The 26,841-nt window shown below is 71.8% G+C and carries 22 protein-coding genes and 1 CRISPR repeat array; of the genes, 12 read left to right on the forward strand and 10 right to left on the reverse strand.

Annotated features, from left to right (window positions below):
- Positions 1-6 precede the first annotated feature (6 nt).
- Positions 7-4,232: direct repeats of the CRISPR family, unit length 28 nt; unit sequence GTCGTCCCCGCACGCGCGGGGGTCTTCC.
- Between the two features lie 370 nt (positions 4,233-4,602).
- Entirely contained in the window at positions 4,603-5,289 is a 687-nt protein-coding gene (locus tag ACIBF8_RS20770) for a DUF3800 domain-containing protein (RefSeq protein ID WP_396784936.1), read from the reverse strand.
- Positions 5,290-5,333: 44 nt separating this feature from the next.
- Entirely contained in the window at positions 5,334-5,522 is a 189-nt protein-coding gene (locus tag ACIBF8_RS20775) for a helix-turn-helix transcriptional regulator (protein ID WP_396784938.1), read from the reverse strand.
- Between the two features lie 111 nt (positions 5,523-5,633).
- Between ACIBF8_RS20775 and ACIBF8_RS20780 the strand changes: the two genes are divergently transcribed.
- The 3 genes from ACIBF8_RS20780 (at position 5,634) to ACIBF8_RS20790 (ending at position 7,873) form a co-directional block, all read left to right on the forward strand.
- Positions 5,634-6,233 (forward strand): helix-turn-helix domain-containing protein, encoded by a 600-nt coding sequence (locus ACIBF8_RS20780; protein ID WP_396784940.1) that lies wholly within the window; start codon positions 5,634-5,636, stop codon positions 6,231-6,233.
- Between the two features lie 256 nt (positions 6,234-6,489).
- Positions 6,490-6,738, forward strand: coding sequence for a hypothetical protein (locus ACIBF8_RS20785; RefSeq protein WP_396784942.1), 249 nt, complete (start codon positions 6,490-6,492; stop codon positions 6,736-6,738).
- Entirely contained in the window at positions 6,731-7,873 is a 1,143-nt protein-coding gene (locus ACIBF8_RS20790; protein WP_396784943.1) for a tyrosine-type recombinase/integrase, read from the forward strand. The genes ACIBF8_RS20785 and ACIBF8_RS20790 overlap by 8 nt, the downstream gene beginning before the upstream one ends.
- A 32-nt stretch (positions 7,874-7,905) precedes the next feature.
- Here ACIBF8_RS20790 and ychF read toward each other — a convergent pair whose 3' ends face one another.
- Positions 7,906-8,991 (reverse strand): redox-regulated ATPase YchF, encoded by a 1,086-nt coding sequence (gene ychF, locus ACIBF8_RS20795; RefSeq protein WP_396784944.1) that lies wholly within the window; start codon positions 8,989-8,991, stop codon positions 7,906-7,908.
- Positions 8,992-9,069: 78 nt separating this feature from the next.
- Here ychF and ACIBF8_RS20800 point away from each other — a divergent pair, with 78 nt between their 5' ends.
- Positions 9,070-9,639 carry an exonuclease gene (locus ACIBF8_RS20800; RefSeq protein WP_396784946.1) on the forward strand — a complete coding sequence of 190 codons (570 nt, stop codon included), beginning with the start codon at positions 9,070-9,072 and terminating at the stop codon, positions 9,637-9,639.
- A gap of 3 nt (positions 9,640-9,642) precedes the next feature.
- On the opposite strand, the gene ACIBF8_RS20805 is transcribed toward ACIBF8_RS20800, so the two are convergent.
- Positions 9,643-10,377, reverse strand: a complete 735-nt coding sequence (locus tag ACIBF8_RS20805; protein ID WP_396784948.1) for a Type 1 glutamine amidotransferase-like domain-containing protein — start codon at positions 10,375-10,377, stop codon at positions 9,643-9,645.
- 125 nt (positions 10,378-10,502) lie between these two features.
- On the reverse strand, positions 10,503-11,006 hold the full coding sequence (locus tag ACIBF8_RS20810) for a hypothetical protein (RefSeq protein ID WP_396784949.1): 504 nt from the start codon (positions 11,004-11,006) through the stop codon (positions 10,503-10,505).
- Between the two features lie 140 nt (positions 11,007-11,146).
- On the opposite strand from ACIBF8_RS20810, the gene ACIBF8_RS20815 reads away from it, so the two are divergent.
- From ACIBF8_RS20815 to valS, 8 genes are all read left to right on the forward strand, one after another.
- On the forward strand, positions 11,147-11,656 hold the full coding sequence (locus tag ACIBF8_RS20815) for a SigE family RNA polymerase sigma factor (RefSeq protein ID WP_091406289.1): 510 nt from the start codon (positions 11,147-11,149) through the stop codon (positions 11,654-11,656).
- Positions 11,653-12,171, forward strand: coding sequence for a hypothetical protein (locus ACIBF8_RS20820; RefSeq protein WP_396784951.1), 519 nt, complete (start codon positions 11,653-11,655; stop codon positions 12,169-12,171). The genes ACIBF8_RS20815 and ACIBF8_RS20820 overlap by 4 nt, the downstream gene beginning before the upstream one ends.
- Positions 12,172-12,458: 287 nt before the next feature.
- Complete coding sequence (locus ACIBF8_RS20825; RefSeq protein WP_396784953.1) at positions 12,459-13,910, forward strand: FAD-binding oxidoreductase; 1,452 nt, start codon at positions 12,459-12,461, stop codon at positions 13,908-13,910.
- An 86-nt stretch (positions 13,911-13,996) separates the two neighbouring features.
- Positions 13,997-15,490 (forward strand): DNA-3-methyladenine glycosylase 2 family protein, encoded by a 1,494-nt coding sequence (locus ACIBF8_RS20830; protein WP_396784954.1) that lies wholly within the window; start codon positions 13,997-13,999, stop codon positions 15,488-15,490.
- Positions 15,487-15,996, forward strand: coding sequence for a methylated-DNA--[protein]-cysteine S-methyltransferase (locus tag ACIBF8_RS20835; RefSeq protein ID WP_396784956.1), 510 nt, complete (start codon positions 15,487-15,489; stop codon positions 15,994-15,996). Before ACIBF8_RS20830 ends, ACIBF8_RS20835 begins: the two co-directional genes overlap by 4 nt.
- Before the next feature lie 37 nt (positions 15,997-16,033).
- Positions 16,034-17,890: an ABC transporter ATP-binding protein gene (locus tag ACIBF8_RS20840; protein WP_396784958.1), complete on the forward strand. Its 1,857-nt coding sequence runs from the start codon at positions 16,034-16,036 to the stop codon at positions 17,888-17,890.
- Positions 17,887-19,767 carry an ABC transporter ATP-binding protein gene (locus ACIBF8_RS20845; RefSeq protein ID WP_396784960.1) on the forward strand — a complete coding sequence of 627 codons (1,881 nt, stop codon included), beginning with the start codon at positions 17,887-17,889 and terminating at the stop codon, positions 19,765-19,767. Before ACIBF8_RS20840 ends, ACIBF8_RS20845 begins: the two co-directional genes overlap by 4 nt.
- Positions 19,768-19,822: 55 nt before the next feature.
- The gene (gene valS, locus ACIBF8_RS20850) at positions 19,823-22,387 is read left to right on the forward strand and encodes a valine--tRNA ligase (protein ID WP_396784962.1); all 2,565 of its coding nucleotides are present in this window, start codon (positions 19,823-19,825) and stop codon (positions 22,385-22,387) included.
- A gap of 74 nt (positions 22,388-22,461) precedes the next feature.
- Here valS and ACIBF8_RS20855 read toward each other — a convergent pair whose 3' ends face one another.
- The 5 genes from ACIBF8_RS20855 to ACIBF8_RS20875 all read right to left on the reverse strand — a co-directional run bounded on the left by ACIBF8_RS20855 (position 22,462) and on the right by ACIBF8_RS20875 (position 26,699).
- Positions 22,462-23,106, reverse strand: coding sequence for a hypothetical protein (locus tag ACIBF8_RS20855; RefSeq protein ID WP_396784964.1), 645 nt, complete (start codon positions 23,104-23,106; stop codon positions 22,462-22,464).
- A gap of 93 nt (positions 23,107-23,199) precedes the next feature.
- On the reverse strand, positions 23,200-23,910 hold the full coding sequence (locus ACIBF8_RS20860) for an ABC transporter permease subunit (protein ID WP_396784965.1): 711 nt from the start codon (positions 23,908-23,910) through the stop codon (positions 23,200-23,202).
- A gap of 65 nt (positions 23,911-23,975) precedes the next feature.
- Positions 23,976-24,887 carry an ABC transporter ATP-binding protein gene (locus ACIBF8_RS20865; RefSeq protein WP_396784967.1) on the reverse strand — a complete coding sequence of 304 codons (912 nt, stop codon included), beginning with the start codon at positions 24,885-24,887 and terminating at the stop codon, positions 23,976-23,978.
- Positions 24,887-25,792 carry an ABC transporter permease gene (locus ACIBF8_RS20870; RefSeq protein WP_396784969.1) on the reverse strand — a complete coding sequence of 302 codons (906 nt, stop codon included), beginning with the start codon at positions 25,790-25,792 and terminating at the stop codon, positions 24,887-24,889. Before ACIBF8_RS20870 ends, ACIBF8_RS20865 begins: the two co-directional genes overlap by 1 nt.
- On the reverse strand, positions 25,785-26,699 hold the full coding sequence (locus ACIBF8_RS20875) for an ABC transporter ATP-binding protein (RefSeq protein WP_396784971.1): 915 nt from the start codon (positions 26,697-26,699) through the stop codon (positions 25,785-25,787). Before ACIBF8_RS20875 ends, ACIBF8_RS20870 begins: the two co-directional genes overlap by 8 nt.
- Positions 26,700-26,841: the final 142 nt, after the last annotated feature.

Here is a 26,841-nt window from a genome sequence, read left to right on the forward strand (position 1 = left end):
GCTCGCGTCGTCCCCGCACGCGCGGGGGTCTTCCCATCAGCATCGGGGGCGACCTCCCACGCCGCACGTCGTCCCCGCACGCGCGGGGGTCTTCCGACCTCTTCGCCCGCGCCGGGATCAACGACGGGGTCGTCCCCGCACGCGCGGGGGTCTTCCGCGGGGACCCGGGCCGAGAGGCGGGCGGCGACGGTCGTCCCCGCACGCGCGGGGGTCTTCCTGTCCCGGCCGGCGGGTTTCGGGACGTCGAGGGGTCGTCCCCGCACGCGCGGGGGTCTTCCTCCAGTCCGGGGAGTCCACCTTCGCCTGCTCGCGTCGTCCCCGCACGCGCGGGGGTCTTCCCATCAGCATCGGGGGCGACCTCCCACGCCGCACGTCGTCCCCGCACGCGCGGGGGTCTTCCTGCGGTCTCGAAGGTGTTGACCAGCGTCGGCATGTCGTCCCCGCACGCGCGGGGGTCTTCCCATCAGCATCGGGGGCGACCTCCCACGCCGCACGTCGTCCCCGCACGCGCGGGGGTCTTCCTGCGGTCTCGAAGGTGTTGACCAGCGTCGGCATGTCGTCCCCGCACGCGCGGGGGTCTTCCCACGCTGCTCACCCCTTCCATGATCGCCAAGCGGTCGTCCCCGCACGCGCGGGGGTCTTCCGCACACCAGTGGGGAGCGGGTGCGCACCGTGCCGTCGTCCCCGCACGCGCGGGGGTCTTCCGTGACCAGCATGGCCCTCGACCCGATCACCATGGTCGTCCCCGCACGCGCGGGGGTCTTCCCCACACCTTCGCCCAACCAGCCGCACCCTCCGGGTCGTCCCCGCACGCGCGGGGGTCTTCCCTGCACGCCGAGTTCGCCGAGGCCGACCGGGAGGTCGTCCCCGCACGCGCGGGGGTCTTCCCGCATGTACAACGCCCTCCGCGCCGTCGTGGTCGTCGTCCCCGCACGCGCGGGGGTCTTCCGCTGCCGCGCTCGCGCTCACCGAGCAGCGTCATGTCGTCCCCGCACGCGCGGGGGTCTTCCCAACATCCTGACCGGTACCACCATCTCGACCAGGTCGTCCCCGCACGCGCGGGGGTCTTCCGTTGGAGAGGCTGCGGACGCTTCGAGCGCTCAAGTCGTCCCCGCACGCGCGGGGGTCTTCCGATCACCGAGTTGGACAGGTCCGGTGGCATCTCGTCGTCCCCGCACGCGCGGGGGTCTTCCGATCGAGCTACAGACGGAGGTCGACGAGAAGGAGTCGTCCCCGCACGCGCGGGGGTCTTCCGGTCACCGAGGGGTATGCGCATGTGGTGTCGAAGTCGTCCCCGCACGCGCGGGGGTCTTCCGTCCCGGGCGCGCACCTCGTCCCGGCTGTCCCCGTCGTCCCCGCACGCGCGGGGGTCTTCCGCGCGCCCAGCCGCGAGCAACGCTGCCCGGTCGGTCGTCCCCGCACGCGCGGGGGTCTTCCCCGGTTGGCCAACTCGATGGCCTCCCGCTTCTCGTCGTCCCCGCACGCGCGGGGGTCTTCCGACGACCGGGCCGCGCTCGCGTGGGACCGCGCCGTCGTCCCCGCACGCGCGGGGGTCTTCCGAGGCTGCGGTCGACGCCCTGGACGACCTCCTCGTCGTCCCCGCACGCGCGGGGGTCTTCCCGCGATCATCACCAGGCACGTCACCGTCATCGCGTCGTCCCCGCACGCGCGGGGGTCTTCCGGCCACCCGGTCGGGCTACCAGCGGTTGTGGGCGTCGTCCCCGACACGCGCGGGGGTCTTCCACCTGCTCCAACGTCACCGTCTTCGGATCGAAGGTCGTCCCCGCACGCGCGGGGGTCTTCCCTCGGCTCCGCGCGGCACGGCGACCTTCGTGCGGTCGTCCCCGCACGCGCGGGGGTCTTCCGTGGTACGCCCGGCGCACAGGCAGCATGGCGGCGTCGTCCCCGCACGCGCGGGGGTCTTCCGTGGGAGGACGAGCACCTGCCGCTCTTGGAGGCGTCGTCCCCGCACGCGCGGGGGTCTTCCCTTGGAGGGCACACAGTGAGCACCGCAGTCGAGGTCGTCCCCGCACGCGCGGGGGTCTTCCCGCAGATCTTGGTCTCACCCGAGGGTCGGGCTGGTCGTCCCCGCACGCGCGGGGGTCTTCCCTCGTCGCGCCGCCACCCGAGGTACCCGGGCGCGTCGTCCCCGCACGCGCGGGGGTCTTCCATGAGGCACCACCGATGAACACCGTGGAGAAGTGTCGTCCCCGCACGCGCGGGGGTCTTCCTTCGGCGCGCTGCGGGTAGACGTTGGTCGTGTAGTCGTCCCCGCACGCGCGGGGGTCTTCCCCCGTCGCCGCCCTCACCACCGTCCCCTACCAGGTCGTCCCCGCACGCGCGGGGGTCTTCCGTACGACGAGCTGTCCCACCAGTTCGCGGTCGAGTCGTCCCCGCACGCGCGGGGGTCTTCCGCAGCCCTGGTACCCGCTGATCGACGCCGGGTGGTCGTCCCCGCACGCGCGGGGGTCTTCCCGGCACCAGCCCGGCCGCCATGCGGCCCGAGCGGTCGTCCCCGCACGCGCGGGGGTCTTCCTTACTTCCCCGCTTGGCGTCTCAAGGTGAGTCGTCCCCGCACGCGCGGGGGTCTTCCTGCCGCGGAGCTGTCGCTGATGCTGCGCACCTTGTCGTCCCCGCACGCGCGGGGGTCTTCCGGCGATCACCGACCGGCTGACGATTGGCGACGTGTCGTCCCCGCACGCGCGGGGGTCTTCAGGCGTTCACCAAGGCCGACGCGGACGCGCTGGGTCGTCCCCGCACGCGCGGGGGTCTTCGGTGCACCGGGCTGCACTGCTCGGGCTGCTCGCAGTCGTCCCGCACGCGCGGGGGTCTTCCTCGAACAGCGACTCATTCCGGGTGTAGTCGGAGCGTCGTCCCCGCACGCGAGGGGTTCTTCCCACCGTGCACATGACGGACTGCCACTGGGAAGCGTCGTCCCCGCACGCGGGGGTCTTCCGCCGCGATGATCCAGCGGAGTGGCGTTGTAGGTGTCGTCCCCGCACGCGCGGGGGTCTTCCGTTGGTGGACCTGGCGGTGTGCATGGTCGGCGCGTCGTCCCCGCACGCGCGGGGGGTCTTCCCTGTGCCCCAGCTGTACTAGCCGGTAGTCACGGTCGTCCCCGCACGCGCGGGGGTCTTCCGCACGTCTGCCCGACCTGCGGCTGCGAACGCGAGTCGTCCCCGCACGAGCGGGGGTCTTCCGACCCGCGCGGACGCTGTTGCGTTGCTGACGGAGTCGTCCCCGCACGCGCGGGGTCTTCCCGTGTCGGCGATCTGCGCGAGCCCTCCACCGTCGTCGTCCCCGCACGCGCGGGGGTTCTTCCGCAGGTCCGCGCGGCCGTCAAGACCACCATCGAGTCGTCCCCGCACGCGCGGGGGTCTTCCCCGCCGTGGTTCGATGGCGCCGCCGGCGAGCACGTCGCCCCCGGACGCGCGGGGGTCTTCCGAGGGCCGGCAGAAAACATGGTCGACGTGGGTGGTCGTCCCCGCACTCTCGGGGGTCTTCCGGCGCGTACAACGCTGTGGTGGCGTCCGGTGAGGTCGTCCCCGCGCGCGGGGGTCTTCCCGACGTCATGTACTGCGCGAAGATGTCGGCGGCGTCGTCCCCGCACGCGCGGGGGTCCTCCCATCGCCGCCATCCGCAACGAGACCATGACCTTGTCGTCCCAGCACGCGCGGGGGTCTTCCCTGAATCGAGGGCGCCGGAGACGGTGCCACCTGGTCGTCCCCGCACGCGCGGGGTCTTCCGTCGCACCGGTTGCACCGGCCCGGCTGGGAGGCGTTGTCACCGCACGCGCGGGGGTCTTCCCGGGTCACCGGGAACCACCCCGGTCTGTTTCGGTCGTCCTCGCAGGAGCGGGGGTTTTCCGTACCACAACCAGTGCCACTGCTACGCCGAGCCGTCGTCCCCACACTCGCGGGGGTCATCCGAGCTGGTGGCACGACTACACCGAGACAGCCCTGTCGTCCCCGCACACGCGGGGGTCTTTCCTGCGCCGAGTTGAGCAGGGGCGGGATGTGCTGGTCGTCCCCACACGCGCGGGGCCTTCCGATTCATTACACCACCGACCCGTCTGGCGGCCGATCGTCCCCGCACGCGCTGGGGTCTTCCCGCGGCCACCTGCCCGGACCGTGCACCGGCCGAATCGTCCCCGCACCCGTGTGGGTTTTCGGGGTGAGGATCACGAGCGTGATGATGTTTAGGCGTCGTCCCCGCACGCGCAAGGGCTTTCCGGTCGCCCGCCGAAGTGGACCCGTTCTGAACGATCTGATCGAATCGTGCGACCCTGTCAACGCGGGCTGAATTCGCCCAGCGCCGACAGGCCCGTTCGGCGCTGGGCGAGGAGCGACGCTCCTCCCCCGCCTACCGGCGTCAAGCCCCCAACCGGCCAAGGTGAGGAGGGGTATCGACGTTGCGCTTCCATAGGGGTCACCGCGAGTGGGGGCTATGACACCGCTTGCGTCGGGGGCGGATGCTGCTCCTGCGCCCGCGCCACTACGGGCCGCCAACGGCGCGGGCAACCATCTTGATCCGCAAGTCCCGCACTGATCAATTTATTCGCACGCGCATCCACTTGGGATAGCCGCAATAGGTGCCGAGCGTTCAGAGTTCAATCGGCCCCCCGTCCCTGTCAAGGTGCCGCAGGATTTGGGCGTACCACGTGGTGCTCGTGTCTCCCCGTCCGGCAGGACGGAGAGACCGGTACCCGGTCCATGCCGCGAGATCGGCGATCTGAACCCATTGGCTCGTGCTCGCGTGCCGAAAAAAGGGGTCCTCAATGAGGGCACGACCGTTGTCGAGGCGGCGGTGCCCACGGTTGTAGCCAGCGTTGGTGCCGTCGCCGTCGATGACGACGGCGCCGAAGGCGGCAACCTCCCGTAGCTCTGCGTCGAGTCTCGCGATCATGCGGCGGTAGAGGTCTTGCTTGTCGCGTTCGAAGTCGCGTCCGCGAGCGTTGGTGCGGCGGTAGACGCTGCCAAGCGTGATGCCGGGCAGAGCTGCGATTGCGTTCAGCCCGTCGTGAATGACGGTGAGGCCTTCGCGCCTGCTCCTGATGGCAGGAGTTGGCGCCCAGGTTCCTCGGCCGCCGGCGAGTTCGGTTGCGTGCAGCCGGGTGTCGGCGGGGATGCCGTGGCGGCGGTAGGCCGCAGCGCGGAAGTGAAGCCATCGCTGGGTAGCGTCGGCCCAGTACGCCGGGTCAATGCGGATCCAGCTGAACGTGGCCAAGCCGTGGGCTTCGCTACCAGAGTCGTCGACATAGAACAGTGCGAAGTTGGTGCCGGTGGTCATGCGGGGCTCGCTCCGAACAGGCTGGGGTGGCGGCGGTTGGGGTGTCAGCGTTCGGAGCTGTTCGCTTCGAGCCACGCGTCGATGTCGCGCCTGCGGTAGCGGCGGTACTTTCCGACCTTGTACGACTTGGGCCCGTTGCCCCTGTAGTTCATGTAGTACAAGGTCTGGGGCTGGATGCCCAGGTATCGGGCTGCTTCGTCGTGGGTCAACATGCCGTTCAGCTCTTCTCGCATCGTCCACTCACTTGCCTCATCGGTAAGTAATCGAGGATCACTTATGGGGTGGGGAAGTAATATGGCCGCAGGGCTTGCAACTTGTCAACAGGGCGAGTAAAACTTACGAACATGACAAGTGAGCAGCTCGGCGAGGCAACGCCGGGTGAGGTGGTACGTCTGCGCCTCAAGGAGATCCGGAAGAAGCGCCGGCTGAACCCGGACAAAGCTGCTGAGCTGTACGGCGACCCAGCGATGTCGACGACGGTGTTGATGAACATCGAGGCGGGCCGCCGCCGGACTCCGGTCACGGTCGACGAGCTGATGCGCTTCGCCTACGCGCTGGATGTCCCACCGGAGGCGTTGCTGGTTCCCGGCACCGACCAACAGGTGCAGGTCGCGCCCGGCGTGGTGGTCGACGCGACCCGGTTGCTGCGGTGGATGCGCGGCGAGGAAGCGCTCAACGGTACCGACACGACGCACTACGAGGCGGTCGCGGCCGGGTCACTCGGACCGTCCGAGGGCAGAGTCCCGCAACAGCTGCGCGACGAGTTCCTGACCAGGGCGCAGGCCGCGTTCGACGGCTTCTTCGCCGACAGCGACGAGATCCGCCGCAAGACCCGCCAGCAGGTTCGCGAGGTACTCGGCGAGGTCCGCACCGCAGCCACCAACGGCGTCCCCGCTGACGAACTCATCACGATGATCGACGGCTTTCTCGACCGGCTGGGGTAACACCCCGAACAGCCGCTCACCGCTTCTCACAAAGCCACTCGTGACCTGCGACTTGGTCATGAGGCGATAACCCCTACCCGACGAGCCGTAGCGCACCTCAGACGTCGACGGCGACTCCGCACCCCTCTTCAACCCGCGGCTCTGTCCGGCCGCCGGGGCGACATCCACTGTCCTCAACCCGCTCGCCGTAGGCGAATCCGGGGCGATGACGTGCGCCCCGAAGCCGGCTGGCCTGCACAGCACCAAGGAGCCCTTCATGACACGAGCATGGGTCAGTCCCAGCGGCGACCGCCCTGGCTACACCTATTTCTGGTCGGATCCTGACCCGCTACAGCACCAAGAGACGCTCCGCCGCAAGGTCGAAGCGACGAACTTCCGGACCCAGAGGGAACGCGAACTCGACCCCGGCAGTCACCTGGAGGCGGCAGTCCGGGAGTACGAGATGGGCAGCACCGCAGTGCTGCGGCAGCTCGCCGGCGGCGCCGAAGGCCAAGCGAATGGCTAGCATTCAGAAGCGCCCCGACGGCAAGTACCGCGCCCGGTACCGCGACGAGGCCGGCAAGGAACACTCGAAGCACTTCGTCCGCAAGGTCGACGCGCAGCATTGGCTGGACGAGAAGACAGCCGCGATCATCACCGGCCAGTACGTCGACCCCAAGGCCGGCAAGGTGACCTTCGCACGCTATTTCGATGAGTGGGCGGCCCGGCAGGTGTGGACGTCCGGCACCGACAAGGCCATGAGGCTCGCCGCCAGGTCAGTCACCTTCGCCACCGTCGAGCTGCGGGCACTGCGCCGCTCGCACGTGGAGCAGTGGGTGAAGGCCATGCAGACCGCCGACCGCGGCGAGGGCAGATCGCGAGGGTTGGCGCCGAGCACCATCAAGACGCGCTTCAACAACGTCCGCGCGGTGCTGCGTGCTGCAGTCCGCGACCGGGTCATCGTGGCGGATCCGAGCGAGGGCGTAACCCTGCCGCGAGTTCGCCGGGCCGAAGCGGCGATGGAGCTACCCACTCCCGCGCAGGTTCGAGCCCTACTGGACGTCGCCAGCCCTCGGTTCGTAGCCTTCATCGCCCTGGCCGCGTTCGCCGGACTGCGCCTCGGTGAGGCATCCGGCGTGCAGGTGGGCGACGTCAACTTCCTCGGCCGCAGCCTCCAGGTGAAGCGACAAGTCCAACGCGGCCCGGGCGGCACAGTGGTGATCTCACCACCGAAGTACGGCAGCGAGCGAACCGTGTTCCTCGCGCCGGCGCTGGTCGAGGTCCTGTCGCGGCACGTCGCCAAGCACCGAGAGGGCACGGACCCCCGGCGCTGGCTCTTCGAGGGCAAGCCCGGCGACCCGCCGCACCAGAACACCGTCGGCTACTGGTGGCGCAAGACCTGCCGAGACGCCGGGGTCACCGGCTTCACGCTGCACGACCTACGTCACTACTACGCGTCCGGCCTCATCGCGCAGGGCTGTGACGTCGTAACCGTCCAGCGGGCGCTCGGCCACGCCAGCGCCACTGTGACCCTGAAGACCTACAGCCATCTGTGGCCGACCGCCGAAGATCGGACCCGCAAGGCGACGGCCGCTCTGATGACCGAAACGCTGGGTCGCGCCGAACGGTCTGCGGACTCCCTGCGGACCAAGGAGGCATGACATAGCCCGTGACCTGCACGAACGCGGCCCACCTAGACGTTGAAGCGGAACTCCACCACGTCGCCGTCCTGCATGACGTACTCCTTGCCCTCGATGCGGACCTTGCCCGCCGCCTTGGCCGCCGCCATCGAACCGTGCTCGACCAGGTCGTGGTACGAGACCACCTCGGCCTTGATGAAGCCGCGCTGGAAGTCGCTGTGGATCACACCCGCGGCCTCCGGCGCGGTGGCGCCGATCGGGACGGTCCAGGCGCGCGCTTCCTTGGGGCCGGCCGTGAGGTACGTCTGGAGGCCGAGGGTGCGGAAGCCGACCCGGACGAGCTGGTTGAGGCCGGGCTCGTTCTGCCCGATCGACTCCAGCAGCTCGCGGGCCTCCTCCTCGGGCAGGTCCACCAGCTCAGACTCGATCTTGGCGTCCATGAAGATGGCCTCGGCGGGGGCGACCAGGGCGCGCAGCTCGTCGAGGAACGTCTCGTTGGCCAACTCGGCCTCGTCGACGTTGAAGACGTACAGGAACGGCTTGGTGGTGAGCAGGTGCAGCTCGCGCAGGTGCTCCAGCTCGATCTTGGCGGCGGCGGCCCCGGAGTAGAGGGTGGTGCCACCGTCGAGTACCTCGATCGCGGCCTTCGCGGCGGCGACCGCGGCGGCCCGGTCCTTGCGGAGCTTGGCCTCCTTCTCCAACCGGGGCAGCGCCTTGTCCAGGGTCTGCAGGTCGGCGAGGATCAGCTCAGTGTTGATCGTCTCGATGTCGTCGGCCGGGGAGACCTTGCCGTCGACGTGCACCACGTTCGGGTCGGAGAAGGCCCGGACGACCTGGCAGATCGCCGAGGCGTCCCGGATGTTGGCCAGGAAGGCGTTGCCCCGGCCCTGCCCCTTCGACGCGCCACGGACCAGGCCGGCGATGTCGACGAACGACACCGGCGCCGGCAGAACCTTCTGCGAGGAGAAGATCTCGGCCAGCTTGCCCAGCCGCTCGTCGGGCAGCCCGACCACGCCGACGTTGGGTTCGATGGTGGCGAACGGGTAGTTCGCCGCCAGCACGTCGTTCTTGGTCAACGCGTTGAAAAGCGTGCTCTTGCCGACGTTGGGCAGGCCGACGATGCCGATGGTGAGACTCACGACGGGCCAGCTTACGCCGGTCCCGGCCGGGCCGGTGTTGCTACCCTCCCGGTTCGACGTGCCGCTGCTGGAGGTGGGATGACCTCGAACTTGCCCGAGCTGTACATCGCCGTCGACGTGGAGGCGGACGGGCCGATCCCCGGGCCGTTCAGCATGATCTCGCTGGGCATGGCCGTGGCCGGCCGCCCGGACCTGACCTTCTACACCGAGCTGCGTCCCATCTCCGACGAGTTCGTCCCGGCGGCACTGGCCGTCTCGGGCTTGGACCGTGATCGTCTGCTGCGGGAGGCACCCACCGCGCAGGAGGCGATGTCCGCCGCGGCGGCCTGGGTCAACGGGCTGCGCCGAATCGGCCGTCCGGTCTTCCTCGCCGCCCCGGCCGTCTGGGACGGCATGTTCGTGCACTGGTACTTCGTCCGCTTCGTCGGACACAGCCCGTTCGGTGCGACCGGCTCCGGCGTCGATCTGCGCAGCTACTGGATGGGGATGACCGGCAACGAGTGGGTCCAGACCCGCAAGGGCACGATCAAGCACCAGCTGGGCCTGCACGACGTGCCGCACACGCACCACGCCGGGGAGGACGCCGCCGAGCTGGCCCTGGTCTTCGACGCGGTGCTGCGCCGCCGACAGGCGGCCGAGGAGGCGTGACGCTCAGCCGAGCAGGCGTGGGGCGATGACCGCCTCCCGGACGCTGCCGTCCGCGCCACGGCTGACCTCGTACGCCGAGACGCCCTCGCGGTCCGCGATTGCCTCGACCAGCCGGGTGCCCCGGTAGACCAGGCCGACACCGTCGTCGGTGCAGTGGCTGGTGGGGAGGGTGCCGTTGCCGACCAGCTCGTGCATGAGCGGGCGGCGCTGGCCCTCGCTGTCGTAGTGCACCCCGTTGCCGTACGGCAACCAGGCCAGGCCCTCGGTGAAGCCCCGCAGCCGCGGGCCGAAGCTGTCGGTGGCACCGCCGACATGCCAGCAGATCGAGCCGGCCGAGACACCGGCCAGCACCACGCCGGCCTGCCAGCACTCGTGCAGGATCTCGTCGAGCCCGTGCACCCGCCACACGGCGACCAGGTTGGCCACACTGCCACCGCCGACCCAGATCACGTCCTGGCCGAGCAGGTGAGCGCGGACGTCCTCGACGTTCGGCATCGGGAACAGCGCGAGGTGCGACAGCCGGAACCGGGTGCCGGCGAACGCGCCGTAGACGGCGGTCAACGAGGTGGGCTGGTCACCGACGGCCTGCCCGAGGTAGCAGACCCGCGGCTGCGGGCCGGCCTCGGCCAGCTCGGCCGCCAACTCGAAGAGGGGGCTGGGGCGCATGTCGTAGGGCCCCCGGTCACCCCGAGAGAAGCCCATGCTGGTGGCGATGATGGTCGGGTCGCTGGCGGGCATCGGGCGTCCTTCCGTCGGGGCGGTGCGGCGTCCATCCTGCCGCAGCGCCGGCCGTCCGCCCGCTCAATCCGGGGTGTTCGACCGCCGCCCGCGGGTCGAGGTCGAACACCCGGTCATCCCCATGATCAACCAGGCTGGTCCGGTCGCCGTTGGCGGGGCACCTCGACCTCGGGCCAGTGACCCGGGGGCGGGCGGTCGGCCGGGGGCAGTTGCGCGGCGGCGGCACGGGGCAGGGTAAACCGGTCGGCGGCGGCCGGGCCGGCCGAGGCCGACTCGCGCAGCATCCAACGCACCTCGTCGGCCGTCCAGCCCAACCCCGACCGAGCGGCGATCTCGCGAACGAGCCGCCGGCCGACGCGGGTGTCGTCGTCGTAGAAGCGCATGCACCAGTGGTGCGTCCACATCCCGAGCGCCCGCACGCCCGCGTCGTCGAGCGAGCCGACCAGTCGGCCGCAGGCCGTGTCGGCGAAGACCCGCTCGGGGTCGCCCGCCCGGTCCCGTTCGATGGCGCCCACGGCGGCCGGCGCGACGGCCCGCATCCGGCGGAAGAGGGACTGCGCCACCGCGCGGGGTAATGGCGGGAACGCGCCCGGTGTCGACGCCGCCGCCCAACCCGCCACGCTCGTCATCCGCCGCACCCCTTCTTCAGTTGGTGGCCGGACGCTACCCGGCACGACCGACACTTTTCGGGCCGAAAAACCCCGCCGATCGTGGATAGCGACGATGACCTGGGACGTCTGTATCTGTGACAACGAAACGGGGGTGGTGGGTGGACGAGGACGAGCGCGCGCGGCTGGCCGAGTTCGTGGGCAGCCGGACTCCGGCGCTGATGCGGGTCGCGTACCTGCTGACCGGGGACCGCAACGCCGCTGAGGACCTGTTCCAGTCGGCGTTGGCGCGGACCATCCCGAAGTGGGGAACCATTCGGCACGCCGATCCCGAGGGCTATCTGCGGGTGGTGATGTACCGCGAGCAGATCAGCTGGTGGCGGCGACTCCGCCGGTGGCGGGAGACACCGCTCAACCCGGCCGACGAACCGGTCGGCGGTGACCCGAGCGGCGGCACCGACGTGCGGTTGGCGATGCGGGCCGCGCTGCGTCACCTGCCACCGACACAGCGTGCGGTGGTGGTCCTCCGCTACTACGAGGACCTGCCCGAAGCCCGGGTGGCCGAGTTGCTGGGCTGCTCGGTGGGGACCGTACGCAGCCGTACCCATCGAGCGGTGAAGCGACTACGCGACCTGCTGCCGGACGTCGACAGGCTGGAGGTACGGCGATGACCGAACCCTTCGAGCACCTCATCCGCTCCACCCTCACCGACCTGGCCGAGGAGGCACCGATCGTGCATGACCAGTTGAGCCGAGCGGAACGGCGGGTGCGCAACCGACGCCGCGCCACGGTGACGGTGGGGGCGGTGAGCACGCTGGCGGCGATCCTGATCGCCACGCCACTCGCCCTGGCCGCGACCGGCTCGGACGAGCCTCCGCCGGCCGTGCCCAGCCCGGCCGGCCCGGCGGCCGTGCCCAGCCCACCCGTGCCCACCCCGTCCGCGCCCACCACGGTGCCCACGGTCGAGCCCAGCCCCGGTGGCGCGGACGCGAATCCGCCGGGCCCGCCCGGCGTACCGGAACGGCCGACGGTCTCGCCGACCCCGTTGGCTCCGCCCGGCGTGCCAGGCAAGCCGGGGGCACCGGGTGCGCCGGCCGGACCGACCGCCTCACCGAGCCCGTCGAGTTCGCTGGGCCCGCCCGGTGTGCCGGGCCGACCGACGGTGTCGCCGACCCCGTTGCGCTGAGCAGGACCGGTCCGGTCGGCGGTGTCCTCGCGCCGGCCGGACCGGCCGTCCCACTGCCATCGCCGGCCACGGTGGTGCCGGCACGCCACTGGCCTCCCAAGCCGGAGGCGGGCAACCGGTCGGAGATCCCGGTCACCCTCTCGCGCCACTCCCCGGTACCGGCGAGCGTCGCGCCCCGCGGCGACCGGCGGGCACCGGTCCACCGAATTTGTCGAGGCCGGTGTGCCGGCTCATTCTTGGGCCATGACCGAACCCGGACACCCGAGGCGTGAGCTGTGGGGGCATCGATGAGTACCGCCCTGGCCCGGGTGCCCGACTCCCTCCGGGGGCAGCTCGTCACACCCGGCGACCGCCGGTACGCGCAGCTGCGTTCGACGTACACCAGGTCGGCGTCGCCGGCCGCCGTCCTGCTGCCGAAGAGCACCGCGCAGGTGGTCGACGCGCTCCGTTACGCCCGGGAGCAGCGGCTGCCCATCGCGGTCCGCAGCGGCGGGCACGGCCTCTCCGGCGCCTCCTCCAACAACGGTGGCCTGGTCATCGACCTGTCCATGCTCAACCGGGTGCAGGTGCTCGACGAGCGGGCCGGGCTGGTCCGGGTCGAGGCCGGCGCCCGGTGGGCGAACGTCGCGAAGGAGCTGGCCCGGTACGGCCTGGTGATCAGCTCGGGCGACTACGGCGGTGTGGGCGTCGGCGGCCTGGCCACCGGCGGTGGTGTCGGCTGGCTGGTCCGCGCCCACGGCCTCACCATCGATCGGGTCCGCGCGGTCGAGGTGGTGCTCGCGGACGGAACGCTGGTACGCGCGGACGCCGAGCACGAGCCGGAGCTGTTCTGGCTGGTCCGTGGTGCCGGGGCGGGCGCGGGGATCGTGGTGGCCTTCGAGATCGAGGCGGCCGAGCAGCGCAACGTCGGCGTCGCACAACTGGTCGTCGAGGCGCATCCGGACGGCCGCACCATCCGGGAGTGGACGCGCTACCTCGCGCGGGCGCCACGGGAGTTGTCCGCCGCCGCCGTGGTGTTCGCCGAGGGCCGCTCGGTCCTCATGTCCATCACCGCCGTGGTCGCCGCCGAGAGCCTGCGCCGGGCCCGACCGGTGGTGGAACCGCTGCTCGCCATCGGCAAGGTGCTCGAACACCGGACCGACCTGCTGCCCTACCCGACGCTGGTGCCGACCACGCACCTCAACCCCAACGTCGGGCAGCAGCGGGGCACGACCACCAACGGTCTGTTCACCGCGCTGGACGAGGGCGGGGCCCGGGCCGTCACGAGAGCGGTGACCGGGCCGGGGCGGGCGGTGATTCAGCTTCGCTCGTTGGGTGGGGCGGTCAACGACGTCGCTCCCGACGCGACCGCGTACCCGCATCGGCACCAGGACACGCTGATCGTGGCCTCGGTGTTCCCGCCGCAGGCCGACGCCGCGTTGAACGCCGCCTGGCGGGCCGCCGGAGCGCGCGCCGACGGCGCGTACGTCAACTTCGAGAGTCGACCGGACCCGGCCGCGTTCGCCCGGATCTACCCGGGTGAGACCGGGGTGCGGGTCCGCCGGCTGTGGAAGCGGTACGACCCGGACGGCGTGTTCCGGTCGGCGCTGCTGACCGGCCAGGCCAACCGCACCGGCCAGGGCAACCGGACCGCTCAGGGCAGCCAGGCCGGCGAGGGCGCCCAGCCCGGACAGGGCAACCGCGCCGGTCAGGCGAGCCGGACCGGCCGTTCCGGTCAGCCGCACCGACGCCGCCGCTGACCGACGGCGGGGTCCGCGCCGGCCGCGCACGGCCAGGTCCGATTCCCGCCAGCCGAGGGCCGGTCGAGCGGGGCATCATCGGTGACATGGAGCTGGACTTTGAGCGGTGTTACCGGGCCGTGGACAGCCGTGACCAGCGCTTCGACGGCTGGTTCTACACCGGTGTGACGTCCACCGGCATCTACTGCCGGCCGTCCTGCCCGGCGATCACGCCGAAGCGGAAGAACGTCCGGTTCTTCCCGTCCGCCGCCGCGGCGCAGGGAGCCGGCCTACGCGCCTGCCGCCGCTGCCGGCCGGACGCCGCGCCGGGCTCCCCGCTCTGGGACGTCCGTGCCGACGTGGTCGGTCGGGCCATGCGGCTGATCGCCGACGGCGTGGTCGACCGGGACGGCGTACCGGGGCTGGCCTCCCGCCTGGGCTACACCGAGCGGCACCTGCACCGGATGCTGAGCGCCGAGATGGGCGCTGGGCCGCTCGCGCTGGCCCGGGCCCAGCGGGCGCAGACCGCCCGGATCCTGATCGAGACGACCGACCTGGCGATGGCCGAGATCGCGTTCGCCGCGGGCTTCGGCAGCGTGCGGCAGTTCAACGACACGCTTCGCGAGGTGTACGCGAGCGCCCCGTCGGACCTGCGCGCGGCCCGTGGCCGCCAACAGGCACCGGTCGGCGCGGGGACGATCGCGCTCCGGCTGGCGTACCGCCCGCCGCTGCACGCCCGGGCGCTGCTGGACTTTCTCGCGCTGCGGGCGTTGCCCGGCGTGGAGGAGGTCCGCGACGGGACGTACCACCGGGGTTTGCGGTTGCCACACGGCACCGGCCAGGTGGCGCTGACCCCGGCGGACGGGCACGTGGCAGCGACGCTGCGGCTCGCCGACCTGCGCGACCTGGCGCCGGCGGTGGCCCGCTGCCGCCGGTTGCTCGACCTGGACGCGGACCCGGCGGCCATCGACGCCACACTCGCCGACGACTCGGCGCTCGCCCCGGCGGTGGCGGCCGAACCCGGCATCCGCGTCCCCCGCGCGGTCGACGGCTTCGAGCTGGCCGTCCGCGCCATCATCGGCCAACAGGTCGCAATCACGTCCGCGAAAACGACCCTCATCCGCCTCCTAACCGCCCACCAGCACGTTGATCATGAAGTTATTGCCACCGACGCCGGCGTGTCGGGACAACAACTTCATGATCAACGGGGGAAACGGGGGGATCTGCGCGGGTTTTTGGGGGCGGAGGAGCTTTTACAGGTGCCCGACTCGGGGTTCGGGATGCCGGTGGGGCGGCGGGAGGCCCTGCGGGGGTTGGCTCGGGCCGTGGTGGACGGATCTGTCGACCTTGCGCCGGGGGTGGATCGGGAGGATGCCGTTCGGCGACTGCTGGCGCTGCCCGGCATCGGTCCGTGGACCGCCAACTACCTGGCCATGCGCGCCTTCGGCGACCCGGATGTCCTCCTCAGCTCCGACCTCGCGGTCCGACGCGGCGCCGCCGCGCTCGGCCTGCCCGACACCCCGACAACCCTGGACCGGTACGCCGAGCGCTGGCGTCCCTGGCGGTCCTACGCCACGATCAGACTCTGGAGAGCGGCATGAACATCGACAGCACCGTAGTGAGCACGCCGACCGGCCCACTGAGCATCCTCGCCGGCCCCGACGGTGACGTCCGGGCGGCCGGTTTCACCCCGGACCCGGCGGCGCTGCTGCCCCTGATCCACCCGGCCCTGCGGGCACCGCTGCGGGAGCGGGCCGACCTCGGTCCGGTCAGCGCGGCGGTCCGCTCCTACCTGGACGGTGACCTCGCCGCCATCGACGCGGTGCCGGTCCACCAGCGCACCGGCGGAGAGTTCATGGCGCACGCCTGGCAGGTGCTGCGCGAGGTGCCGCCAGGCACCCCGGTCACCTACACCGGGTACGCCGCGCTGGCCGGACGCCCACCGGCGGTGCGGGCCGCCGCGGCCGCCTGCGCCCGCAACGCGGCAGCCCTGTTCGTGCCCTGCCACCGGGTGCTTCGCACCGATGGCACGCTCGGCGGCTACCGCTGGGGGCTGGACGTGAAGAAGTGGCTTCTCGGTCATGAGCGACGCTTGACAACAAGCTGACAGGAGCATCGACACTCATTGACGCTACCGTCGGCTAGTGCCTGTGGAGAGCGACGGCGACCCGGCCGCCCGGGCCGCCGCGGGCACCCACCCCGTGCACAACCTCTGGCGGCTGCGCCCCTACCTGCGCCCGTACGCCGCTGAATTCGCCTGGCTGCTCGTCGCAGGGCTCGCCGGCACCGCGGCCGGGATCGCCGTACCGCTGGTCGTGCAGCGGGTCGTGGACGGGCCGGTGGCTCGACACGAACCGGCCGGGCTGCTCCAGCTCGGTGGCCTGGCGCTGCTGCTCGGCGTCGTCGAGGCGGTGCTCATCTTCATCCGCCGGTGGGTGCAGTCGTCCTCGGCGGTGGGCATGGAGGCGGCGCTGCGCGCCGACGTCTACGCCCACCTGCAACGGTTGCCGACGAGCTTCCACGACCGTTGGCAGTCCGGCCAGTTACTCTCCCGGATCACCAGCGACCTGTCGGTGATCCGCCGGTTCCTCTCCTTCGGTGTGTTCTTCCTGGTGCTCAACCTGACCACGTACGTGGTCGTGGTCGTGCTGCTGATCAACCTGCACCCGGCCCTCGGCGTGCTGGTCGCGGCCAGCGCCGTACCGCTGTTGCTGATCAGTCGCCGGTTCGGGCGGCACTACCACGCCGCGTCCCGCCGGATGCAGGACCAGCAGGGCGACGTGGCGACGCTGGTGGAGGAGACCGCGCAGGGCCTGCGCACCATGAAGGCGTACGGCCGGGGGCCCGAACTGGCCGCCCGGTTCGCCGGTGCGGCCCGGCGGCTGCACGACACGGGCGTCGGCAAGGGGCGGTTGCTGGCCAACACCTCGGCGCTGCTCGACCTGGTGCCCAACGTGACCCTGGGCGTGGTGCTGGTGGCGGGGGCCGCCGCCGCCGCGCAGGGCGCGCTCACCATCGGCGAGTTGGTCGCGTTCGTCAGCCTCCAACTGATGCTCATCTGGCCGGTGCAGTCGCTGGGTTGGATCATCGCGAACGGTCAGGAGGCAGCCACCGCCGCCGACCGGATCCAGGAGGTGCTGGACACCCCACCTCAGATCGTGGACTCCCCCAATGCGGTCGCACTGCCCCGCAACGTGGTACGCGGTCGGCTGCGTTTCGAGCGGGTGGCGTTCAGCTACCCCGGCGCCAGCACGGCCGTGTTGCGCGAGATCGACCTGAGCATCGAACCGGGCGAGACGCTGGCCCTGGTCGGCGCCACCGGCTCTGGTAAGAGCACGCTGCTCGCGCTGGTGCCCCGACTGCACGAGGTGACCGCCGGCCGGATCACCCTGGACGGGCACGACCTGCGCGAGCTGCGGTTGGCCTCGCTGCGCCGGCTGGTCGGGGTGGCGTTCGAGGAATCCACGCTCTTCTCCATGTCGGTACGGGAGAACCTCACCCTGGGTCGCCCGGACGCCGGTGACGACGAGGTCCGCGCGGCCCTCGCCCTGGCCCAGGCCGACTTCGCGTACGACCTGCCCTGGGGGTTGGCCACCCGGGTGGGCGAGCAGGGGCTGTCGCTCTCCGGCGGGCAGCGGCAACGGCTCGCGTTGGCGCGGGCGGTGCTCGGCCGACCGGCGGTGCTGGTGCTGGACGATCCGCTCTCCGCTCTCGACGTGCACACCGAGGCGCTGGTCGAGGCGGCGCTGCGGCGGGTCCTGCGGGACAGCACCGCGCTGCTGGTGGTGCACCGGCCGTCGACGATCGCGCTGGCCGACCGGGTCGCCCTGCTCGAAGACGGCCGGATCACCGCGATCGGCCGGCACTCCGACCTGCTGGCCACGATTCCGGCGTACCGGGCGCTGCTCGCCGCCGAGCCGCCCGCCGGGCACCCACCGCCGGCCGGAGCGAGCGGGCCGAGCCCGTCCCCTTCGGACGGGTGGGGGCTGGTGCGCTCGTGAGCGTGTCGAAACAGACCGACCCACCGCCGGAGGAGGAGCCGGAACTCACCCGCTGGCGCGGCACCGCCACCGACCCGGAGGCCGACCGCAGTCGGGCCGAGGACAGCACACCCGAGGCGGTGGCCCGGCTCCGCCGGCTCAGCCGGGCCCTGTTGGCCGGTCTGCTCCGCCCGCACCGGGGGCGACTCGCCGCCGCCGTCGGGTTGCTGCTGACCCAGAACGCCGCCGCGATGGCCGGCCCGTACCTGGTCATGATCGGAATCGACCGGGCCATCCCACCGCTGCGCGCCGGCGACCCGGGCCCGCTGATCGCCGTCGCCGGGGCGTTCGCGGTGGCCTCGGTGACCGAGTACGCGGCCCGGCGCGGATTCCTCACCCTCTCCGCCCGGATCGGCCAGGCCGTCCTGCTCGACCTGCGGCAGCGGGTGTTCGGGCACTTCCTGCGCCTGTCGGTGGGCTTCCACGAGCGGTACACCTCCGGCCGGATGGTCTCCCGGCTCACCAGCGACCTGGACTCGATCGCCGAGCTGGTCGACGGTGGGATCGACAGCCTGGTGCTGGCCGGGCTGTCGATCCTGTCGGTGGCCGCCATCCTGCTCTGGCTGGACCTGCCGCTGGCCGCCGTGACGCTGTTCGCCTTCCCGTTCCTGTTCGGGCTCTCCCGCTGGTTCGCCCGGTCGTCGGCCAGCGCGTACCGCCGGACCAGGGACGCGGTCGCGCTGGTCATCGTGCACTTCGTCGAATCGATGCGGGGCATCCGGGCGGTGCAGGCGTTCCGCCGGGAGCCGCGCAACCAACGGATCTTCGTGGCGCTCGGCGACGACTACCGGCGATCCAGCCTGCACGCGTTCCGGCTGATCGCCACGTACTCGCCGGCGATCAAGCTGATCGGGAACGTCACCGTGGCGGTGGTGCTCTGCTACGGCGGTTGGCGAGTGCTCGGCGGGCAGACTGAGATCGGCGTCCTCGCCGCGTTCCTGCTCTACCTGCGCCGCTTCTTCGAGCCGATGCAGGAGCTGAGCCAGTTCTACAACTCGTTGCAGTCGGCCACCGCGGCGCTGGAGAAGCTGGCCGGGGTGCTCGACGAACGACCGGCCGTCGCCGAACCGGCCCGGCCCACACCGCTGCCGGCCGGGCCTGGCCGTGGTGAGTTGATCTTCCGGGCGGTCTCCTTCGGCTACCGGGCCGACACCCCGATCCTCGGCGGGCTGGAGTTGACCGTGCCGGCCGGCCAGACCGTGGCGCTGATCGGGCCGACCGGAGCGGGCAAGTCGACGGTCGCCAAGCTGGTCGCCCGGTTCCACGACCCCGACGCCGGCACGGTCCGGTTGGACGGGGTCGATCTGCGCGACGTGTGCGACGCCGACCTGCGCCGCGCGGTGGTGTTGGTGACGCAGGAGAACCACCTGTTCAGCGGAACGGTCGCGGAGAACATCCGGTTCGGTCGCCCGGGGGCCGACGACGCCGCCGTGCAGGCCGCCGCGCGGGCGATCGGCGCGCACGACTTCATCGCCGCGCTGCCCGAGGGGTACGCCACACAGGTGCACCGACGCGGCGGTCGGCTCTCCGCCGGGCAGCGGCAACTCGTCGCGTTCGCCCGCGCGTTCCTGGCCGACCCGACAGTGCTCATCCTGGACGAGGCGACGTCGTCGCTGGACGTGCCGACCGAGCGGCTGGTGCAGCGGGCCCTCGGCACCATCCTGCGCGACCGGACCGCCCTGGTGATCGCGCACCGACTCTCCACCGTGGAGACCGCCGACCGGGTGCTCGTCCTCGACGACGGCCAGGTCGTCGAGGACGGCCCACCCGCTGTGCTGGCCGAGGCCGGCGGCCGGTACGCGGCCCTGCACCGGCAGTGGCGCGACTCGCTGATCTGAGCCAGCGATCCGCAACTGCGTGGCCTGACCCCCTGGTGGTGCCTACGATCGCACAATGACCGACACGGCGAGGACGGCCCGCACCGGCGTTCCCGAGCGTCCGACCCTGGACGGGCTCGAGGAGAGCTGGGCACGCCGCTGGCAGGAGGAGGGCACGTACGCGTTCGACCGCGCCAAGGTGCGGGCCGACGTGTACTCGATCGACACCCCGCCACCGACCGTATCGGGCGAGCTGCACATGGGGCACGTGTTCTCGTACACCCACACCGACACCACGGCGCGCTACCAGCGGATGCGCGGCAAGGCCGTCTTCTACCCGATGGGCTGGGACGACAACGGCCTGCCCACCGAGCGCCGGGTGCAGAACGTGTACGGGGTGCGCTGCGATCCGGCGCTGCCGTACGACCCGGTGTGGCGGCCACCGGCGGCCCCGGTCGACGACGCGGCCCGCCGCGACCCCACCCCGATCTCCCGGCGCAACTTCATCGAGCTGTGCGAACGTCTGACGGTCACCGACGAGCAGGCCTTCGAGGCGCTGTGGCGGCGGCTCGGGCTCTCGGTGGACTGGTCCCTGACGTACACGACGATCGGCCGGATCGCCCGGACCACCAGCCAACGGGCGTTCGTGCGCAACCTGCGTCGCGGCGAGGCGTACCAGTCCGAGGCGCCGACCCTCTGGGACGTCGGCTTCGCCACGGCGGTCGCCCAGGCGGAGTTGGAGGATCGGGAGCGCCCCGGCGCCTACCACCGGCTCCGGTTCGTCGCGTCCGACGGGCGCGAGGTGCTCATCGACACCACCCGGCCCGAGCTGTTGCCGGCCTGCGTGGCGCTGGTCTGTCACCCCGACGACGAGCGGTACGCCGACCTGGTGGGCGCGACGGTGCGCAGCCCGCTGTTCGGCGTCGAGGTGCCGGTGTACGCCCACCCGCTCGCCGACCCGGGCCAGGGCACCGGCGTCGCGATGGTCTGCACGTTCGGTGACCTGACCGACGTGACCTGGTGGCGCGAGCTGGGGCTGGCCACCCGGGTGGTGATCGGCCGGGACGGCCGACTGCTGCCCGAGCCGCCGGCCGGGGTGCCGGCGCAGCCGTACGCGGCACTGGCCGGGCAGACCGTCAACGGCGCCCGCCGGGAGATCGTCGGGATGCTGGCCGACGCCGGCGACCTGATCGGTGAGCCGCGCCCGATCACCCACCCGATCAAGTTCTACGAACGCGGCGACCGGCCACTGGAGATCGTCTCGACTCGACAGTGGTATCTGCGCAACGGCGGCCGGGACGAGGCGCTGCGCGCCGCGCTGCTGGCCCGGGGCGAGGAGTTGCACTGGGTGCCGGCGCACATGAAACACCGCTACGACAACTGGGTGGGCGGCCTGAACGGGGACTGGCTGGTCAGCCGCCAACGCTTCTTCGGGGTGCCGGTGCCGGTGTGGTACCGGCTCGACGACACTGGCGAGCCGGACTGGACCCACCCTCTCACGCCGGACGAGTCCGCGCTGCCGGTCGATCCATCCAGTGACCCCGCGCCCGGTTACGACGAGTCGCAGCGCGGCCAGCCGGGCGGCTTCATCGGCGATCCGGATGTGCTGGACACCTGGGCCACCTCGTCGTTGACCCCGCAGATCGTCGGCGGCTGGGAGACCGACCCGGACCTGTTCGCCCGGATCTTCCCGATGGACCTCCGCCCACAGGGGCAGGAGATCATCCGGACCTGGCTCTTCGACAGCGTGGTCCGGTCGCACTTCGAGCACGGGGTGCTGCCCTGGCGGGACACCGTGCTCTCGGGCTGGATCCTCGACCCGGACCACAAGAAGATGGCGAAGTCCAAGGGAAACGTGGTCACCCCGCTGGCCCTGCTGGAGCAGCACGGTTCGGACGCGGTGCGCTACTGGGCGGCCAGCGGCAAGCCCGGCATGGACCTGGCCTTCGACCCGGCGCAGATCAAGGTCGGCCGGCGACTGGCCACCAAGCTGCTCAACGCGTCGAAGTTCGCGCTCGGGCTGGGTGCGGCGGACGCGCTGCGCGCCCCGGCGACCACTCCCCTGGACCGGGCCATGCTCGCCGAGCTGGCCACCGTGGTCACCGCCGCGAGCACCGCCTTCGACTCGTACGACCACACGGCGGCGTTGCAGGTGACCGAGGCGTTCTTCTGGCGCTTCTGCGACGACTACATCGAGCTGGTCAAGGAGCGGGCGTACGGCACCGGCGCGGCGGCCGACTCGGCACGGGCGGCGCTGGCCTCGGCGCTCTCGGTGCAGCTGCGGTTGTTCGCCCCGGTGCTGCCGTACGTGACCGAGGAGGTCTGGTCGTGGTGGCGGTACGGCTCGGTGCACCGGGCGCCGTGGCCCACCACCTACGAGGTGGCCCGGAGCATCGAGGGCTCGGGTGAGCCGGCGCTGCTGCGGCTCGCCGGTGACGCGTTGAGCCAGGTGCGCCGGGCCAAGTCGGAGCGGAAGCTGTCCATGAAGGCGGAGGTGCCGCTGGCGGAGGCGCTCGGCCCGGCGGCGCTGCTGGAGCAGCTCACCCTGGTCGCCGACGACCTACGGGCGGCCGGCCGGATCGGCAAACTCGACCTGCTTCCGGACCGCACCCCGGAGCTCGTCATCGCCTGCGCCTTCTGACCCGCGTCCGCCGCCGGCCCCGCTGAGACGGCGGCGTCCGCCGCCGCTCCCCGGGACGGCGGCGGACGCCGCCGTCACCAGCCGCGCAGGAAGCGCAGCCCGAGCAGGAACGCGACCACGGCGGGCCCCACCAGCAGGGTGATCGCCTGGAGCCGGTACGGCATCCGGTGCCGGGTCAGCTCGCCGGCATTGCCGAGCACGATGGCCCCGGCCAGCATCAGGAACGCGCCCCACCAGCCGGTCTCGAGGTGGATCAGATCCACTCGGATCAGTTGCAGGGTCACGCCGAGCAGCGCGCCGGTCAACGCGAGCAGAGCCACCGCCCGGTGCAGACCCCGGGCCAGCGGGTGGGCCGCCCGCCAGCCGTAGGTGCCGGCGACCGCCAGGCAGGGCAGCACCACCATCAGCGGCCAACCCCGCCCCATCACGCCGAACATCAGCAGCGCACCCACCGCGAAGACCATCGTGCCGACGCAGGCGAGCATGTATCCCGCGAAGGCCCGGCCACCGCCCCGGGCTAGCAACGGCCCGCCGCTGGCCGCGATCAATGCCGCTGGGATCAGGATGAACACGGCCCACCAGTGAAACTGGCCGATGCCCTGCGCGGCCGTGGCGACCGTGGCGCAGGCCAGCCCGGCGACCGCCAGGCTGGTCAGCCACGGCCGGCTGCTCCGGGAGTACGGCTCAGCCAACGACGTCTGCTCCGCTTCGACACTCACGTCCACCAGCCTGGCCTGATGCGAACCGACCGGTCCATCCGGCCAGCCCTACCGCCGGGCGGTGGCTGGCCGGAACACCGCGGCGAACCGTGCTCAGCTCGTTTCCCCGGCCACGCTGAACGAGCGCAGGCGGTCGATGGCCAGCACGGTGAAGCCGACGCTGACCAGGGCGGTCATCACCGACGCCACCGGCACCGACACGCTGGTCTCCAGCAGCCCGGTGGGTGCCAGCCGGTCGGCCAGGGCGATCACGTACTGCTGGATGGAGAGCACCTTGGTGCCGCTGACGAAGTTGCCCAGCAGTCCCTCCCAGATCAACACGTAGACCAGGCCGAGCAGCACCGGCCGCCTGGTGACCAGGCTCAGCGCCAGGAACAACGCCGAGTACGCCAGAGCGCCGAGCGCCCCGGCGAGCGCCAGCGCCAGCCCGAGGCGTACCGAATCGGCCAGCACGCCCGCGACGTAGAGCGGCACCGCGACGGTGGCCGCGGTGACCCCGGCGGCCACCGCGAGCTTCGGCAGCACGATCTGCCAGCGCGGCAGCGGCTTGGTCAGGATGTGCACCACCGTGCCGTCGTCGATCTCGGCGCCCAGCACGCCGGTGCCGATGATCAGCGCGACCACCGGCAGCACCACGGCCAACCCGAGGCCGACCAGCACCGGCGGCCCCCACTCGCGCGGGTCCACCCCCAGCGACCGGCACAGCACGGCCAGCGCGAGCAGCACCAACGGCAGCGGAAGCAGCAGCAGGAACCGCCGGCGGCCGAACAACCCGCGCGCGGTGATCCAGGTAATAGTCGACATCTCAGCTTCCTTCGTTCGTGACTGCGGGGATCACTCGCTGCGCTCGTTCACTCCTCGCCCTCACCTCAGGCCTCCACCAGGTAGGAGAAGACGCTCTCCAGGGACTCGTCGGACGGCACCAACTGGCGCACCCGGATGCCCTTGTCCAGCGCGATCCGGGGTAGCGCGCGGGTGAAGGCGCCGTAGTCGCCGGCCCGCACGGTCAGGCCCGTCGGGTCCAACTCGACCCCGCTCACCGAGGCCTCGGCGATCAGCGCGACGGCCAGTGCCCGGTCGTCGGTGGAGCGCACCGCGAAGACGTGCGGGCGGTTGGTCATCAACCGGCGGATGGTCCGGAAGTCGCCGGAGGCGGCCAACCGACCGGCCACCATCACCTGCACCGTCCCGGAGACCTGCTCGACCTCCTCCAGGATGTGCGAGCTGAACAGGATCGTCCGGCCGGCGTCGCCCAGGGTGTGCAGCAGCTGCATCATGTGCAGCCGCTGGCGCGGATCCATCCCGTTGAACGGCTCGTCGAGGAGCAGCACCTGCGGGTCGTGCACCAACGCGGCGGCCACCCGGGCGCGCTGGCGCATCCCCTTCGAGTACGTGCCGATCCGGCGGTCCTGCGCCGACTCCAACTCCACCAGGTCGATGGCCCGCCGGGCCGCCGCCGCCGGGTCGGCCAGCCGGTGCAGCTTCGCGCTGGCCAGCACGAACTCGTACGCGGTGAGGAAGCCCTGCACCGCCTCCCGCTCGCTGACCAGCCCCAGCCGCCGGTAGACGTCCGGGTTACGCCAGGTCGGCTCGTCGTCGAGGGTGACCGTGCCGCGGGACGGGGCGAGGAACCCGGCCATCATGTGCAGCAGCGTGGTCTTGCCGGCGCCGTTCGGGCCGAGCAGCCCGGTCACCCCCGGCCCCAGGGCCATGCTGATGTCGTTGACCGCGACCACGTTGCCGTACCACCGGGACACCCCGGTCAGGTTCAGCGTGCTCATCAGGAGGCGACCTTCCGGTAGCGGGCCAGCAGGAGGGCGGTCGCGCCGGCGACCAGCAGCACTGCGGCCAGGGCGTAGACCGGACCGAACCCGCCGATCATCATCTCGCCCGGATCGCCCTCGACCAGCAGGTCGCCCAACGACCAGATGCCGACTCCCTGCACCAGCGTGGACGGCGAGGCGAGCCCGGCCAACTCGTTGGCGGTACGCGACGGCAGGATGCTCAGCACCCCCACGATCGGGGTCGTCATGAGGAAGACCGCGACGACCCCGCCGGCGGCGAAGGCGCGCTTGCCGGTCAGCGACGCGACCAGCAGCCCGATCGAGGCGAAGACCACCGCCCACAGCCCGGCGTAGAGCAGCCCGGGCAGCAGGTCGAGCAGCTCGTTCCAGACCCCGCGCATGCCGTCCTTGGTAGTGAACGCGGCGCCCAGGAACATCACCAACTGCGGCCCACCGAGCAGCAGCCAGAGCGCGGTGACCAGCGCCAGCAGCTTGGCGAGCGCGTAGTCCGTGCGCGGCAGCGGCCGGGAGAAGTACAGCGGCAGCACCCCGCTGCGCAGGTCCCGGGAGACCAGCTCGGGCGCGGCCACCGCGACGAAGAAGATGACCAACCAGCTCATCGCGTCGGCGAACTGGGCGTACGTGGCGACCGGCTCGCCGATCTGGCTGCGTACCGCGGCCAGGGCCACCGCGACCAGGGTCACGATGCCGACCACCAGCCAGGGGAAGATCTTGGCCTTGGCGCTGCGGCCGAACCCGAACGTGGTGCGCAGCCCGTGCAGGTAGAGCGCGCCGAAGACGTGCCGCCGGCTCAGCCGAGGCCCCTCGTAACGCTGGTAGCCGATGTCGTGGATCACGCCGGACGGCGCGGTGCGCACGGCGGCGCTGGACGGCTCAGGCATGGGTGAGCTCCCTCGTGGCGAAGAGTTCGGCCACCCGGTGCCGGCGCTGGTCCAGTCGGTGCAGTGGCAGGTCCAGTTCGGCGACCGCGCCGAGGATCAGGTCGTAGGTGTTGTCGTCGGCGAGCGGCACCAGGAGCAGTCGCCCGTCCCGCGCCACCGGCAGGTCCAGCTCGGCGAGCCGGGCGGCAAGTTCGTCGGTGCCCTCGCTGACCTCCACCGCGAGCACGTCGGTCGCCGAGGTCATCGCGGAGATGTTGTCGGCGCGCAGCAACCGGCCGCCGTCGATGGCGATCAGCGTGTCGCAGATCCGCTCCACCTCGCCGAGCAGGTGCGAGCAGACCAGCACGGAGATGCCGAACTCGGTGCCGATCCGGTGTACCAGGGCCAGCATCGCGTCGCGGCCGGCCGGGTCCAGACCGTTGGTCGGCTCGTCCAGCAACAGCAGGTCGGGGTCGTGCACCAGCGACTGCGCCAGCTTGACGCGCTGTTTCATGCCGGTCGAGTAGCCACCGACCGGGCGGTAGCGCTCCTCGTAGAGCCCCACGTGCCGCAGGGCCTCCGAGGCCCGCTCGCGAGCCGCGGTGCGCGGCAGGCCGCTCATCCGGCCGAGGTGGGTGACCAACTCGGCGGCGGACAGGTCCGGTGGGAGGCAGTCGTGCTCCGGCATGTAGCCGACCCGGGCGCGGACCGCCGCCGGGTCCGCGGTCGGGTCGATGCCGAGCACCGAGACCTGACCGCTGGTCGGTGCGATCAGGCCGAGCAGAATCTTGATCAACGTGGATTTTCCGGCGCCGTTCGCGCCCACCAAGCCGATGATCCCGGGCTCGACGGCGACGGTGAGGTCGGCGAGCGCGGTGACCCGACCTCCGTACGTCTTGGTGAGCGACTGGGTCGCGATCAGTGTCACGCGCCCAGCGTAGGGAGTCGATGCCCAGCATGGACACCGGCACGCCCCCGGCACTCCCCTGATCCTTGTCCCGACCTACCCCTAAGGTCGTCCGCCGGGCTGCTCGCGACGTTTCCGCCGGTCCTGCGTTCGGTCCGACCCC

Source organism: Micromonospora sp. NPDC050276 (assembly GCF_044459545.1).
GTDB lineage: Bacteria > Actinomycetota > Actinomycetes > Mycobacteriales > Micromonosporaceae > Micromonospora.

Bases quoted from the DNA above. Each gene is read 5' to 3' on its own strand.
- ACIBF8_RS20775 (WP_396784938.1), bottom strand. From the start codon at position 5,522: ATGCGAGAAGAGCTGAACGGCATGTTGACCCACGACGAAGCAGCCCGA.
- ACIBF8_RS20870 (WP_396784969.1), bottom strand. From the start codon at position 25,792: ATGCCTGAGCCGTCCAGCGCCGCCGTGCGCACCGCGCCGTCCGGCGTG.
- ACIBF8_RS20805 (WP_396784948.1), bottom strand. From the start codon at position 10,377: ATGCCCGCCAGCGACCCGACCATCATCGCCACCAGCATGGGCTTCTCT.
- ACIBF8_RS20865 (WP_396784967.1), bottom strand. From the start codon at position 24,887: ATGAGCACGCTGAACCTGACCGGGGTGTCCCGGTGGTACGGCAACGTG.
- ACIBF8_RS20820 (WP_396784951.1), top strand. From the start codon at position 11,653: ATGACCGAACCCTTCGAGCACCTCATCCGCTCCACCCTCACCGACCTG.
- valS (WP_396784962.1), top strand. From the start codon at position 19,823: ATGACCGACACGGCGAGGACGGCCCGCACCGGCGTTCCCGAGCGTCCG.
- ACIBF8_RS20790 (WP_396784943.1), top strand. From the start codon at position 6,731: ATGGCTAGCATTCAGAAGCGCCCCGACGGCAAGTACCGCGCCCGGTAC.
- ACIBF8_RS20860 (WP_396784965.1), bottom strand. From the start codon at position 23,910: ATGTCGACTATTACCTGGATCACCGCGCGCGGGTTGTTCGGCCGCCGG.
- ACIBF8_RS20800 (WP_396784946.1), top strand. From the start codon at position 9,070: ATGACCTCGAACTTGCCCGAGCTGTACATCGCCGTCGACGTGGAGGCG.
- ACIBF8_RS20770 (WP_396784936.1), bottom strand. From the start codon at position 5,289: ATGACCACCGGCACCAACTTCGCACTGTTCTATGTCGACGACTCTGGT.
- ACIBF8_RS20825 (WP_396784953.1), top strand. From the start codon at position 12,459: ATGAGTACCGCCCTGGCCCGGGTGCCCGACTCCCTCCGGGGGCAGCTC.
- ACIBF8_RS20780 (WP_396784940.1), top strand. From the start codon at position 5,634: ATGACAAGTGAGCAGCTCGGCGAGGCAACGCCGGGTGAGGTGGTACGT.
- ACIBF8_RS20785 (WP_396784942.1), top strand. From the start codon at position 6,490: ATGACACGAGCATGGGTCAGTCCCAGCGGCGACCGCCCTGGCTACACC.
- ACIBF8_RS20830 (WP_396784954.1), top strand. From the start codon at position 13,997: ATGGAGCTGGACTTTGAGCGGTGTTACCGGGCCGTGGACAGCCGTGAC.
- ACIBF8_RS20810 (WP_396784949.1), bottom strand. From the start codon at position 11,006: ATGACGAGCGTGGCGGGTTGGGCGGCGGCGTCGACACCGGGCGCGTTC.
- ACIBF8_RS20835 (WP_396784956.1), top strand. From the start codon at position 15,487: ATGAACATCGACAGCACCGTAGTGAGCACGCCGACCGGCCCACTGAGC.